The organism is Helicobacter sp. 23-1046 (assembly GCF_053654635.1).
In genome coordinates this window covers 1-14,293 of the sequence record NZ_JBSIUS010000001.1, presented here as the reverse complement: position 1 = coordinate 14,293, position 14,293 = coordinate 1, and the positions used below count along the sequence as shown (strand labels likewise).

The following is a 14,293-nucleotide window of genomic DNA, read 5'->3' as shown; positions in this document are numbered from 1 at the left end:
GGCTTGTTTTACACCAGCTGGGAATTTATATAACTAAAAATGTTTGAGGTGATATTAAGATTTGTTTGCTACAATGTGCCACTTGATTAGCCAAAACTTTATAAGGATAAACTTGTGAATGCCAATATCAATGCAGAAGAAATAGAGGGCGAAGAGACGCTTGATAGTGCCTCAAGCGAAAGCGATGAAGTCTATCCACTTAGCTCCATTCGTATAGAAAAAGGCAGAATGAGTCTTTTTGAGATAAAGAGGCAATGCGAGGAAAGAAAACAGCTTATTTTAGACCCTGAATTTCAAAGAGAGTATGTTTGGACTCAAAAACAAAAATCTGAGTTAATCGAATCTATACTTATGGGAATCCCTATCCCCATAGTATATCTTTTTCAAACAAGAGACACACGCATTCAAGTTGTCGATGGCAGACAAAGGATAGGCGCAGTTATTGACTTTATGAATAATAAATTTGGACTCACAGAATTAAAAATAATGAAAAATATAAAAAAAGGCACAAAATTTAAAAATTTAGAGCCTATACAACAAAGAAAAATAGAGGATTATCAAATAGATACTTATCTTATACAGCCACCTACACCTGAGAGAGTAAAATTTGATATATTTGATAGAGTAAATCGTGGTGGGACAAAACTAAATAACCAAGAAATGCGAAATGCACTTTACCAAGGGCAATCAACAATGTTATTAAAAGAACTAAGCGAATTAGACAGCTTTAAAAAAGCAACTAATAACTCAATTAAGTCAAAACAAATGAAAGATAGATATATTATTTTACGATTTATTGGTTTTTATTTATATTTTTCAAAACAGCTTGACGACATTGAATATAAGGGCAATATAGATGATTTTTTGGCAGAAGTTATGCAGTTTTTAAACAATGCAGATTCTAGATTAATCGTAGAATTAAAAGAAATTTTTGATAACGCTATGCAGTTTGCATATACAAATTTTGGTGGCGATGTATTTCGTTTTGACAATGAAGGATATACATTCAAAAGACCTATAAATATGGCATTATTTGAGTGTTTAAGTTTTGCATTTGCTTTATGTGTTAGAAATGGCACTAAAATAAGTAAAAACGAACTAGAAGCACTAAAAAGTGAGTTTGACGAATCGGGTAAATTTATAAGAGGGCTCGATAGCACCCCAAATGTAGAATATCGATTTAATAAAGTCAAGGAATTTATAGGAGTGATGTAATGTTGCAAAGTATTCATATTGAAAATTTTAAAAGCATAGAGAAGCAAACATTTGATTTTAAACCACTTACCATACTTACAGGCACAAATTCATCTGGTAAATCTAGCGTGATACAAGCTATATTGTTGTATTCACATTATACTGCTAGGCGTGAAGAAAACTATAAAGCAGATTCGCTTAAAAAATACATTGAGAATCTCGGGGATACAAAATCTCTTGTATCTAAAAATGCTAATAATGAACAAAAAGTCTTAATTCGCCCAACAATCAACAAAAACAAGGATTCATTTTTATCTTTTAGCTCTAACGATGTTATTGGTTTAATAGAAGCAAAAAAAGAGCAAATGCTAATTTTTGAGCAAGACTTATATTTCGTTTCTGCTAATCGCATAGGGCAAGAAAACCGACCTCAGGCATCAAAATACGAGAAGTGTGGTGTAAATGGAGAATATATTTTTGGCTTTTACCAAAAAAATCAAAATAGTAGAATACAAAATGAAAAACTTATATATAGAAAAAAACTTAACGAATTTGACCTAGAGCCACCAGCAGAATCGCTCAGTGCCCAGATTAATGTTTGGTTAAGGAAAATTTTAGATTTAGATTTGATACCTAACGCAGAGGAGGTAGATGATTCGCAGATTAAGTTAAAATACAAGAATATTGATTTGAGCAAAAAATACGATAATGTAAATCTAAATGATGATTTTAATATGTACCCATTTAATCTCGGTGCAGGTGTGAGCTATCTCACAAAAATCCTTATTTTAGGACTATCGCTAAAAGAGGGTGATATACTCATCGTAGAAAATCCAGAGGTGCATTTGCACCCCAAAGCCATTTCTAACTTTGCAGAGTTTTTTATGTTTTTGGCAAAAGGTGGAATCCAAGTGATTTTAGAAACGCACTCCGAGCATATCATCAACAAAATGCGATATTTTGTGTTTGATAAACAAATTTCAAAAGACGACATACAAATTTACTACCGCGAGAAATTTGATAAGCCTTTTGATTCCATAAGAATCAATGATAGAGGTAAATATATCAATGAAAGCAATGAAATCATAGAGTTTCCAGCAGGATTTTTTGATAGTGATTTAGATGAATTGTTGGAGATGATGTGATGAATTTTTCTTTGGCAATAGGCGATGATTTAGCTGAAGAGCTATGTAAATTTAAGGCAAACCAACAATGTGATGTAGATATAGTCGAAAGGACGCTGCATTATTATAAGGGCTATCCAATTTTCACAAAGAGCTATTTTTTGCAATACTACTCAAATTCCATTCAAGCAAATTTACTACAATCCAATTCAACGATAAATTGGACATCTATGCAAACAATCAGCAAAGGCACTATATATAAAGTCATATTGTCTAGTCAAAGAAATGTAAATTTTCCTTATGTGTCTATTTATGATGATAAAATAGAAAATAATTTTACGGCAACATTTTTGAGTGGAGAGTCTAGACAAAAGGCGATTGACCATTTAAAAGAATTATTGACTAATGCAACAAAAATATCTATATATGATACACATCTTATGAAAGAGAAAAATAATAGAAAATCTTTTGTCAAATTTTGTAAGTTGTTGCCACCGAACAATAAATTAGCCATAGAGTATTTAGGTGGCAATCATACCTCCAAGTCATATAAAATAATCAAACGCTATTTAAGTGCAATATACAAAAATTGGATTTTAACAACCAAACATTATACAAGAGGGCAAAATGGTAACTACGCGCACGATAGGTATTTGATAATCGACAATAAAATCGAAGTTATATTTACAAGTGGGATACATCACCTAATGAATAATTCCAAAGATTTCACATATATCATTAGGCAACATAAATAAAAGATTTGCTTGGGTATCGCTTTTCCATTAAAAAATAACCATATTTTTATCAACCTATAATCTATACCCGATTTTGTGTCGCAACGATAGCTTTAACCGCACATTAAATAAACTAAGTCTAGATATTACAAAAGTGAGTTTTTGCGATAATGTTTTTTTGTATCATCATATAAAAATAGAAGAAAATTTTTGATATTGCTAAAAACCACTTTTTGACAATATCCCTAAACTTGATTTATGCCAAAATAAATCCACACAAAATCACAAATAAAACAACTGCAATGCCCAAAGTTACCCTAAAAAGCTTCTTATATTTCTTATATTTTTTCTCAAACTTACCTATTTGTAGTTTTTTATCAGATAGTGCCATATTGATATATTCTGGGTATTTTTCATTTATTTCTTCTAATTTTTTAAAATTTCCATTGCGATAATATATGTCTGCTACTGCTTTTACATTTGGCAAAAGCATAGTGTGTAGATATTCTTGTGATAAATCTGTGAAGTTTTTATAGATATGGTCGTATAAATTTATCATTTGAATCCCATATTTTAAGAAAAGTTTATTTTCATTTGCGATAGAATCTGACCACACACCACCCGGATTGCGCCTATATACAGACATTATATCTGGTAAAATCTTTATTTTGCCTTGCTTGGCGTGAAAAATATCAAGAAACCAATCACCTGATACAATATCATTAGGATAACCCTCTTGCAAACTTTTGTCATTAAATTGCCAACGATACATAACAGAACTCGTTGCTATAAATTCATCTCTTAAAAGATGACTTAGCGTAGCTTGTTTTTTTAATATTCGTATTGTGTGTCGTGGCGGGAAAATACCACTAGGCTTTTTAAATTCAAAATCCTCATAAACCACTTTTGCTGGGTGAAAACATATCGTATAATCAGGGTGAGATTCCAAAAAATCGACTTGTTTTTGTAGTTTATTTTCATCTATCCAATAATCATCGCCTTCACACAAGGCGACATACTTGCTTTTACAAGCATTAGCTACATCAAAGTAGTTTTTTGTGGCTTTTGTATTTTGGGCTTGATAGATTCCTTTGATTATATTAGGATATTTTTTCTCATATTCTTTGACAATTTCTGTCGTCCCATCAGTAGAGCAGTCATCGCCAACATAAGCTACAAATTTAAAATTTGTCTTTTGCATTACAAACCCGTCAAGACATTGCCTTATGTAATCCTTTTGGTTGTAGGTTATGCAATGAATGCTTACTAAAATTTCATTTGATTTTGTTGTGCCCATCGTCTAAACTCCCTTAATTTGCACTATTTAAATTGTATTTTTGTGATTGGGATAAATCCAAAAAGTCTTATTTTACCATTCTTAACTTTTAAAATTTCAATTTTGCCAAATAAATAAAGTCTGCAATTAGGTAATTTTGGCGTAGCTAATTTTTTCATCAGTTCGTAAAAACACGGGGTTTTAAATAAATATCCAAACCACACATCGTCTTTAGTGCAATTAGGCGCATTCCACGGCTTTTGCCCTCCTGCATAGTGGAGCTGGATAGGATTTTTGGTTGCTTCTTTAATCCAAGATTTATCCACCTCGCTTAACTTTTGCTCATTACCAAAAAATTTATCATTATCTAACATATCATAAAGATAAGTGCATACCATAGCTCTTGTAGGCAATAGCTTGATTTTAGGGTGCAAGACAAGGTTTAGCACATCTTGTTCTGCTTGTTTAAGTCTATGCAGATTTTGCTCAAAATACGCCACACACTTCGTCTCCATATTATCCTCTCTCATCTTTTTAAGATTCATACACAAAAGTCCTCCGCCTATAAGTAGCTTACCCTGCTCTTCGCTAGAAAATTCCGCTCCATAAGTGTCGCGCATAAAATTATCCAAAATGTTAGGATAGGAAATGCCAGCAATGTATTCATCAAACTGCTCCCCCCCCCCATAACAACAATGATAAATTTCAGCTATATCGCCACAAAAGACCACATCCACATCTGTGATAATGATATATTCATACTTTTTGAAAATCGTAGGCGCAAGAAACTTATAAAGCATTTCTTTGGCGTAATGTGCTTTCATCTTCATCTTATCAAACTCTCTTTTGAATCTATCGCTCATATCGATAAATTCTAAACTTGCATTCTCAAAGCGAGAGACTATGCTATGAAGTGTGTTTTGATGAGTCTCACTTATATCAGTATGTAGCACAAAAAGCTTGTAAGAATAGCTAGGATTGGCGTTTTCTAGCATAGAGACAAAGGAAACACTCGCTGGAATGACATAGTCATCATTAAAGCAGTGCATAATGGGGATAATTTGCTTGGTGTTATTTGAAGGCATTCTTAATCCTTTCGCATATAATACCACACACTTCTTCACTCAAATCCCCATAAAATGGCAAACATAACACTTTCATTTTTATCTCATCAGTTACGCTTAAATTTGCCTTTTTAACGCTCTCATCATTTTTATAGCACTCAAAATCGTGGCAAGCAGGGTAGAAGTATTTGCGCGTCATTATATTTATGGCTTTAAATTTATCATACAGCTCGTCTCTTGAAAGCGGATAGTCGCTTTCTATGATGATAGGATAGTATTGATATGAATGTGTCGTGTTTTTAGGCATTTGTGGGATTTTTATGCCCTGCACTTTGCTTAAATTTTCATCATAAAAGGCTTTAACCTTTTGGCGTTTAGCTTGTTCGGCACGATATAATTTTAAATTTAACAAGCCCCAAGCCGCTTGAATCTCATTCATTTTGCCATTTATCCCCACTTCTTCGACATATTCTTCATTTCGTATGCCAAAATTGCGGAGATTGTAAATCTTTTGGTTTAAATTCTCATCGTTATAGCAAAGTCCCCCTCCCTCGATAGTATTAAAAAGCTTTGTTGCGTGGAAAGAAAATGCAGAAATATCGCCAAAATTGCCTATACCCACGCCATCAATCTCAGTGCTAAACGCGTGCGCGGCGTCATAAATGACTTTTAAATTATGTTTTTTAGCGATTTGGGCGATTTTTTCGACATCACAAGAGAAACCATACACATGCACACCTAAAATTGCAGAAGTTTTGGGTGTGATTAGACTTTCGATTTTATCAGCATCGATAGTCATCGTCTTTGGCTCTATATCGCAAAAAACGGGTTTGCAACCATTCCAGCTTATGCAGTGTGGCGTAGCAGCGAAAGTAAAGGGTGTAGTGATAATCTCGCTACCATAAGGTAGATTCAAAGCCTTAATCGCTGTGAGTAGCGCAATAGTGCCGTTGTTAAACACCTGCATATATGGCACTTTTAGTTCTGTTTTTAAAGCCTGCTCCAACGCCTTGTGCTTTTCACCCATATTGGTAATCCATTTTGAATCATAAATCTCTTTTAAACTTATATAAAGCGAATCTATGTTAGGCAACATAGGCGAAGTAACGAAAATTTTATCTTGCAATTTATTGCTCCTAATTTTTCGATGTATTATAGTAAAATAACTTTAAATTACAAATCAAAAAATTCTACAACGACCAGTATTTTCTACAAAACCCAACAAAAACATTCTGTTTCTTTAGAAACAAAGTAGAAATACTTGACTCTTAGTAGTGACAATTATCCATTTTGCTAAAGATAAACTTATTCATATCTTTTAAATCCAACATTAAATACATTTAACCATATTTTGTTTTGTTGCTTTTTCTATTGTGTGCTTTATATTTCATTTTCTCCCGTCTTCTAGGATTTTTGGCTTACCATTTGAGTCAAACTCCACCACGACATAAGGCAAACCTTGCGTATTTAGTTCTGCCATAAACAAGTCGGGGTCGTTTTGCTCCATATTCCATACCCCCGCGCCTTGAAATTCAGCTTTTAGCGAAAAATCGTGGAGTGCTTCGCCTCGCTGTCTTGATGGACTATTTGTCCTATCTTCGTTGCTCGACTCGCACAACCCCGATTTTTCATCTAAAATCTTAGAATTTCTCTTTTTTGATTGCAATTCCACTGCATTATCAATGCCTTGCCATTCCCCGCCTTTTGGCATATCATCATTTAATGCTGACACACTATCTAGGACATTTGAAAAATTTGCATTTTGCGTAAGATTTGTGGGTTGCGTAGAAAAATCCGTGCGAGATAAGGCTGGCTGCCTATCGAGTGCGGATTTTTCAAGCTCCCGCAAAGATTGCGTGAAAGGCGAATTTTTCTCACACCCCACACCCCATTTGCCCTCACAGATTAGCTTCGCCCCTATCATCGCAGGCACGCCTGTGGTATAGCTCACGCCCTGTGCGCCCACTTCCTCGTAGCATTTTTCGTGCTCGCAAATGTTGTAAATGTAGATTGTCCGCTCTTTGCCCTCTTTTATGCCCTTTATGTAGCAGCCGATATGCGTTTGCCCTTTGGTGCGTGGGGCGAGACTCGCTGGGTCTGGCAGGAGCGTTTTTAGCACTTCGATAGGCACTATTTTACCCCCCTTGTGCGCGACTTCATCGATTCGTAGTAAGCCCACATTCTCTAGGCATTTCATATGGGTAAGATAGGATTCGCCAAATGTCATAAAAAAGCGGATTTTGCGTAGTCCCTTGATATTGCGGATAAGTGATTCTAGCTCCTCGTGGTAGAGCAAGTAGCTGTTTTTCACTCCCACGCCTAGATAATCCCACTCTTTCATAAGTGATAATGGGGCAATGTCTCTCCACTGCCCACCAAAGTAGCTTTGATTTTGCAAATCTTGCGTGTTTGATTCTAATGCGAAATGCTTTTCACTTCGCTCAAATTTGCGATAAATTTTATCCTCTTGCAAGTCTGGGTTTAGCGCGAGATTCGCCTCCAAACTTGCCGAATCCACGCCATTTTTTACCCAAAATCTAGCTTTAGAACTCACCTCACGCAAGTTAATTTCAGGGTTAAAATTTGTCGCAAACGCATATCCGTGGTCGCCTGCATTGCAGTCCAAAATATCAATGCTGTGAATCTCATCAAAATAATGCTTTTGCGCGTATGCACAGAAAACATTCGTAACCCCCGGGTCAAAGCCACTGCCAAGCAACGCGAAAATCCCCGCTTCCTTGTAGCGCGTATCATAAGCCCACTGCTCTTTATACTCAAAGTGCGCGCTATCGGGGTGCTCATAATTTGCCGTGTCTAAATAATGCGTGCGAGTGCGCAAGCACGCCTCCATAATCGCCAAATCTTGATAAGGCAACGCGACATTTACCACGAGTTTTGGGCGGTATTTTTCAATTAAGCCCACTACCGATTCCATGCTATCGGCATTTACCTCATCGATTTGTATCTCGCCAAAGCCCTTTGCGCGGATAGATTCTGCAATCGCTTGACATTTGCTCAAAGTGCGCGAAGCTAATATGATTTTTGAAAATACACGCCTATTCATCGCCATTTTATGCGCGACTACGCCACCTACGCCACCCGCTCCGATTTGCAACACACACGCCATTATTCACTCCTTGCGCTATAAAATTTATGAAATTGTAACAAAATCTTTTATAAATGCCCTTGATACGCTCTCCCAAAATGCTCCAAACTCGCCAAAACTGCATTCAAAGATTCGCCTAGCTCGGTGAGCGAATACTCCACTTTTGGCGGGACTTCGGCATAGACTTTGCGCTTGATGATTCGCGCATTTTCTAACTCGCGCAGATTTTGGGTTAGCACATTTTGGCTTATGATTTGATTTTTACTCGCGCTTATGGATTTTTTTAGCTCTCCAAATCGCTTTGTCCCGCCTAGCAAATCACGCACGATTAGCATTTTCCATTTGTTGCCGATGAGGTTTAGCGTGGTTTCTATCGGGCAGGGCGAAAAGAAATTTTTGCTGTATAATTTTTTCATCACAAATCCTTTGAATCTAAAATTAAAAATTGCGTGATTTTAGCAAAAATTTGCTTTTTTAGATTCGGCTTTGGATTCGCGCATTTATGGGTAGGATTCGCGTGAATCTATGCGCCTAGCCATAGTCCCGCACACGCGCAACATAGCACAAAAGGCGTGAAAATCAGCGCGTATTTGCAATAGCCCCAAAAGCCAAAATCTACGCCCTTTTGGGATAAAAGCGAGTTTTTGGCGAGTAAAGATAACCAAAGCAAAGTGCAGAGAGAGCCGATAGGCGTTAGCTTTGAGCCGATGTTGCACCCTAGCAAATGCGCATATACAAGGGTTTGTTTGAGATTTGTATTTATACCAAAGTCAATACTTGCTAAACTCAAAGTGAACAAATGCGGTTTTTCTCCAAAAAAATGCGCAAAAGGAAAAGGTGGAAACATCTCGTGTATCGTTAAATTGCCAAAAAGCACCATAGGCAAATTATTAAATATACTTGAGCCAATCGCACTAGCAACACTAACGCCAAAAGTGCTACTAATTGCATCGTGGGATAGCCCGCTTAAAAACACATCAAATGCGAGCTGAAGCTCCGTTTTTGTAAGCGCGGATACCACCACAAACAGCCCAAAGACAAAGATGATAATGCCAAATGGCGCGTTTTTTAGCGTGGATTTTGCCTTGCTATGCGATTTACGCCACAGAATAAAAAGCAAAATCCCCGCATAGATTCCACAATTCACACTCAAAGGCAGGGCAAAATGCGTGGAAATAAAAAAACTTGCTACAAACACGCAAATACACGCAAAATGCAGGGCAAAAAGTTTGTTTGAGAGTTTGGGTTTGAGCGGGGTGCGAAAGAGCAGTGGCACGGAAAGCGAAGTGCGAAACACCGCTAAAAATAGCAGGGTTGCGCCTAACACAGCAAAGGTATTTGGGACAAACATTGTCCGCGCAAAGTCGCCAAAGCCTATGTGGTAGAATCTTGCGGTGATAATGTTGGTGAGATTTGAGATGATAAGCGCGTTTGAGCTAATGTCGCACATAAAGGCGGTGGCAAACAAAAAGGCGATGATTTGGGGGTTTGTCGCGTTGCGAGCGCGCAAAAATAACCCTAGCACAAGTGGCGTAAAAATCAAAATCGCCCCGTCATTTGCTAACACCGCGCTTGTGAATGCGCAAAATACGCAAAGAAAAACAAATGCTTTGCGCGTGTTTATGGCAAATTCGCCCTTTTGCACTCCAGCATTGTCGTTTTGAGCAAGCAAAATATCTTTTTCTTTGTCATTCTGAGCGAACGCAGTGAGCGAAGAATCTCTATTGTTTGAGCTTTTAGAGATACTTCGGGCTACGCCCTCAGTATGACAAGTCAAATCCTCGCAATGCCAAGAATGAGATTTTGCGTTTTTTACGGAATATTTTACGGCACAGATTTTTAGCACCCAAAAAATTAGCCATTCAAAAAATCCAAACGCCTGTAAGCAATAGCTAATCACAATAAGCGCGATAAGGGTGAGCGCAGAATCCCAAATAAGCAAAAATATAAAGCCCAAATCGCGTAGCTCCACAAGTCCAAGTGCGAGTGTCGCCACCGCGCCAATGCTAGAATACACCCAAATGCCAAATCCAAACGGACGCACCAAAATCCCAAAAAGTGTAATGGCAAAAATGATAAAAGCTAACATTTACATTCTCGTTTGCACTGCGACCAAAAAATTATAAAATCTTTTTTAAATCGCTAATAAATTCTGAAAATAACTTTATCTTTTTGCTAGGCTCAAAATCTGCGCTACTTAAAATATAGCACCCATCGGTATCGACCTCACAAATTGCCCTGCCTTTTTTAGCAGGACTTTTTACGCGCAGGGTTTCGTCCTCATCAAGCGTGATAAAAAAGACTTTAATATGCCTTGTAATGCTAGATTCTAGCAATTTAAGTTTCCAATATCCTGTTTGGGCTATGCGTTCGCGCAAAGTAACCTTGCTTGATAGAACAGCAATAATTTTGCAAGATTTTGGCTCAAAAACTACCATATCCACATCGGGCAAGTGCATACCAAACTCACCATAATCCACGCAAAGATTGCGTTTTATCATTTCCAAATTTTTAGGTAAGTTTTTGGTTGTTTCTAGTTTGTTGCCATTGATGATTTCTAGCCCTAGATTTCGCACACTATCAGCGATTATGTATTCGATAAGTTTTTCTAAATTTTTACCCTTAAATGCCCTCCAAGATTGCTCGGTATCGTTTATACCTTTTTGCAAGGCAAAATCTCTATGGATTTCCTTTGCTTCCTTAAAAATTTGCGAGAGATATTTATATGTCTCATTGCCAAATTTTGCTTTTTTGTTTTTATAAAGATTTATTAAGTCCATAATAGTCATTACTTCTCCATTATCAAAATGTATTCGGTGGGATATACGAGTTTATCGGTATTTTTTGTTTTTGCAAATCGTCCTGTTTTAGAGTCGCGTGTGGAGGGGAGCATTTTTGATGGGATTTCTCGGTGGATAATATTGCGCATTTTAAAGCCTAGATTTTGCATTTGTTCAGCAAATACTTCCGCGTTTAAAATCTCAACTCCCCTAAATTCTGTATTGCCAATTACTATGCAGGCTTTTGATTTTGGTTTTAGCACACGATACATTTCTGCAAATGATTGCAACATATCAGCATAATAGCATTGCACTTCAATAGCTTTTTTGCCCTTAAGTTGCGTGATGATATTTTGTGCAATTTTGCTTTGTAAATCCGTGTTTGGTAAAGAGTTTTCTCTAAAACTACTGCCGATAAATTTTTTTCTAAATTCGCTTAGATTATCCAAAAATCCAAGCCATAGACTTGGTAGCTGGTGCAAATCGGCATATTCATAACTCGTTACATACGGAGGACTTGTAATGATAAGTTGGACTTCGTTGTCTTTAAGTGGCAAACACCTAGAATCCCCACACGAAAGATTTAAATGTTTGTCAATATTTGTGAGCATATTTGCATCAAGCATTTGGTTAAATTGTTCGTGTTTTTTTATCATTTTTTTTGCTTGAGTTAAAAATAGTGTGTAGCAATCTGCATCTTTTTTGTGTAAATCTCTTGTGGGTTTTATGCTTTTTTGTAGCCAAATCGAGCAGGTTTTTAAAATCTGAGCAAAAGCGACTAGATAAAAATCTTGTATATCTTTATTTTCAATCCCTAAAATGTGCGTCAAAATTTCTTTAAGTTCGCACTTTTGCTTTGACTTAAACCAATAATCAATGCGCTCATTTGAATCGATATTTTTTAGATTTTGGATATTGTTACATTTTGCTTTCTTCTTAGAGTTGTTTTGTGATGATTTTTGAAAAAATAGCGAGTTTTTATCATCATTTGAAAACTTCACTGACAACGCACTAAACTCTTGCTTCAAAAGATTTATATCTAAGGGCGTAGTTTTTGCCTTTGCGACAAGATATGCGATTTGATTTATATCTACTCCAGCGCAACGGCGATTATGCACAAGGGTTTCTACCATAGTCGTCCCACTCCCCATAAAAGGGTCAAGCACCAAGTCCAAAGGCTTACTATATAGTTTAATTAGTCGTGAGGTAAGTTGAGGGATAAATTTTGCAGGATAGGTATAGTAGCTGTGCGTGATATAGGCAGTGTCTTTTTGTGTTTTATCACTAAACGACCACGAATAATCAATGGGAATCGTGCGAAAATCTTGTAAATTGATTGTATTATTTTGTGAATTTTTTTGCGTTGATAGCGAAAAATCTAATCTAGATTCTAGATTTTGCTTATATTTTTCATCATATTGTTGTGCTACTGAAGTCATTAAAAAATGTCCTTTTAGTGAATTTGTTGCCATTATATTATGTTTAGATTAAAAAGCGTAACCAAATCACAATTATACAAAACTTTGCCTATTTATTTTCGCTAAGGTTTTTTCAAAAGGATTTTATCCCAAAGAGTTTCTTTGCACCTGCGCACCATAGGGCTAGTCCAAAATTACGCAAAAACAAGGTAGCAAAATCGCGCTAGATTCACACCAGCCATCTACATTCACACCGCGAATGTTTCGTGCGTGGCTTTTGTGTGCGGTATCGTCCTGCGTAGCATAGCGCATTTACACGCGCTTTTAGCTATCCACTCTTTGTTGATTCGCACCGCTTCCGCGCTAGAATCCATACCGATAAATCTCCGCCCCAAACCAAACGCCTCGCGCAAAAATCCCCCGCTCCCACAAAAGCAATCCATCACAAGCGAATCTGCGTTTGAAGACATTAAAATGATTTGACGCAATAGCGCGGTGTTTTTTTTGCGTAGGGTAGCGCACTTTTTGAGCGTCTTTAAATTCCCAAATATCTTGGATTTTCTTGCTTCTATAATTGTTTGCATAGATTTTTTTGCGCGGATTGCCGTTTTTGCTCCACTCGATTAGCCCCTCGCTTTGTAGCCTATCAAGCTCGCTCAAAGTGCAACGCCAATGCCTACCTTTTGGCGGTTTTAACCCCCTCCATTCTTGCCCACTCTCACCATTTAGCACCTCGCCCGGTTCGTGAAGCGGGATAGTCGTGTATGCACCCCTTTCATCGCGTTTGTTAAATCACTTTGCTAAATCACCATCGCTCACACGCTCGTTTATATCGTTCCAAATAAACTTCGCGCTTTTAGCATAAAACAACACACTATCTTTGATATTGCCATAGCCCTTTTTAGCGAAGTTTTTAGGGTTGCATTTCACGCACGTAATGTCGTTTATAAAGCAATCCCTGCCAAAAACTTCATCAAGCACAATTTTGACATAATGCCCGATTTTGCAGTCTGTATGCACATAAATGCTTCCTTTTTCACTTAGCATTTCGCGCATTAGCACGAGGCGATAATACAAGAACTCCAAGTAAGAATCTAAGCTAAATTTATCGCTATACGCGACATTTGCACTTAAAGACGCGCTTATGGTGCTACCCATTCTAAAGGTATTATTTGTGGCAAAAGGCGGGTCAATGTAGATTAAATCCACGCTGTTTTTGTAGTCTTTTTGGATTTTGCCGCTTTGGAGCAAAAACCGCATAGCATTGAGATTATCATCAAAAATCAGCAAGTTTTCTTTGCTAAAATCCCCTTGCAAAGCGTGGTTAAAAGGTTCTTGCAAAAAATCCTTTGCGTTTTTAAAACTATTAAAAATTTCAAGCATTTTCACACATAATGTATTATTTATTCTCAACATTTTTTGATTCAATGAATTTTTGATACGAATCTAGTGGCATTATGTCAATGCGATAGACTTTTTCGCCTTGCAAACTCTCTTGCTTCTCAACCACCACGCTATCAAAGCCTAAATTTTCTAGCGTTTCTAGCGTGGCTAACTCACCTTGTTTTAGTTTCAATCTCATACTGCCAAACTCCCA

General features: G+C 36.9%; 12 protein-coding genes and 2 pseudogenes. 3 read left to right on the top strand and 11 right to left on the bottom strand.

The annotated features are described in order from the left end of the window. The first annotated feature begins 114 nt into the window (after positions 1–114). The 3 genes from ACWIUJ_RS00070 to ACWIUJ_RS00060 are packed head-to-tail and all read left to right on the top strand — an operon-like array spanning position 115 to position 3,073. A complete protein-coding gene (locus tag ACWIUJ_RS00070) occupies positions 115–1,215 on the top strand; it encodes a DUF262 domain-containing protein (protein ID WP_454168165.1) in 1,101 nt (366 codons plus the stop codon). Next, positions 1,215–2,339: an AAA family ATPase gene (locus ACWIUJ_RS00065; protein ID WP_454168164.1), complete on the top strand. Its 1,125-nt coding sequence runs from the start codon at positions 1,215–1,217 to the stop codon at positions 2,337–2,339. The genes ACWIUJ_RS00070 and ACWIUJ_RS00065 overlap by 1 nt, the downstream gene beginning before the upstream one ends. Beyond that, positions 2,336–3,073, top strand: coding sequence for a hypothetical protein (locus ACWIUJ_RS00060; RefSeq protein WP_454168163.1), 738 nt, complete (start codon positions 2,336–2,338; stop codon positions 3,071–3,073). Before ACWIUJ_RS00065 ends, ACWIUJ_RS00060 begins: the two co-directional genes overlap by 4 nt. Positions 3,074–3,308: 235 nt before the next feature. Here the strand turns inward: ACWIUJ_RS00060 and ACWIUJ_RS00055 are convergent, their stop codons facing one another. From ACWIUJ_RS00055 to ACWIUJ_RS00005, 11 genes and pseudogenes are all read right to left on the bottom strand, one after another. Further along, a complete protein-coding gene (locus ACWIUJ_RS00055) occupies positions 3,309–4,349 on the bottom strand; it encodes a glycosyltransferase (protein WP_454168162.1) in 1,041 nt (346 codons plus the stop codon). A gap of 23 nt (positions 4,350–4,372) precedes the next feature. Next, the gene (locus ACWIUJ_RS00050; protein WP_454168161.1) at positions 4,373–5,413 is read right to left on the bottom strand and encodes a glycosyltransferase family 8 protein; all 1,041 of its coding nucleotides are present in this window, start codon (positions 5,411–5,413) and stop codon (positions 4,373–4,375) included. Continuing rightward, positions 5,400–6,518, bottom strand: a complete 1,119-nt coding sequence (locus ACWIUJ_RS00045; RefSeq protein ID WP_454168160.1) for a DegT/DnrJ/EryC1/StrS family aminotransferase — start codon at positions 6,516–6,518, stop codon at positions 5,400–5,402. Before ACWIUJ_RS00045 ends, ACWIUJ_RS00050 begins: the two co-directional genes overlap by 14 nt. Positions 6,519–7,274: 756 nt before the next feature. Next, a pseudogene (locus ACWIUJ_RS00040) lies at positions 7,275–8,519 on the bottom strand (saccharopine dehydrogenase family protein); the annotation flags it as partial. 47 nt (positions 8,520–8,566) lie between these two features. Next, positions 8,567–8,914, bottom strand: a complete 348-nt coding sequence (rrpB, locus tag ACWIUJ_RS00035; RefSeq protein ID WP_454168159.1) for a MarR family transcription factor RrpB — start codon at positions 8,912–8,914, stop codon at positions 8,567–8,569. A 107-nt stretch (positions 8,915–9,021) separates the two neighbouring features. Further along, positions 9,022–10,587, bottom strand: a complete 1,566-nt coding sequence (locus tag ACWIUJ_RS00030; RefSeq protein WP_454168158.1) for an ArsB/NhaD family transporter — start codon at positions 10,585–10,587, stop codon at positions 9,022–9,024. 31 nt (positions 10,588–10,618) lie between these two features. Beyond that, on the bottom strand, positions 10,619–11,287 hold the full coding sequence (locus ACWIUJ_RS00025) for a BsaWI family type II restriction enzyme (RefSeq protein ID WP_454168157.1): 669 nt from the start codon (positions 11,285–11,287) through the stop codon (positions 10,619–10,621). Further along, positions 11,287–12,717, bottom strand: a complete 1,431-nt coding sequence (locus ACWIUJ_RS00020; protein ID WP_454168156.1) for a DNA methyltransferase — start codon at positions 12,715–12,717, stop codon at positions 11,287–11,289. Before ACWIUJ_RS00020 ends, ACWIUJ_RS00025 begins: the two co-directional genes overlap by 1 nt. Before the next feature lie 227 nt (positions 12,718–12,944). Next, the gene (locus tag ACWIUJ_RS00015) at positions 12,945–13,280 is read right to left on the bottom strand and encodes a DNA methyltransferase (protein ID WP_454168155.1); all 336 of its coding nucleotides are present in this window, start codon (positions 13,278–13,280) and stop codon (positions 12,945–12,947) included. A 208-nt stretch (positions 13,281–13,488) separates the two neighbouring features. Next, positions 13,489–14,079 (bottom strand): DNA methyltransferase, encoded by a 591-nt coding sequence (locus ACWIUJ_RS00010; RefSeq protein ID WP_454168154.1) that lies wholly within the window; start codon positions 14,077–14,079, stop codon positions 13,489–13,491. A gap of 16 nt (positions 14,080–14,095) precedes the next feature. Next, a pseudogene (locus tag ACWIUJ_RS00005) lies at positions 14,096–14,293 on the bottom strand (hypothetical protein); the annotation flags it as partial.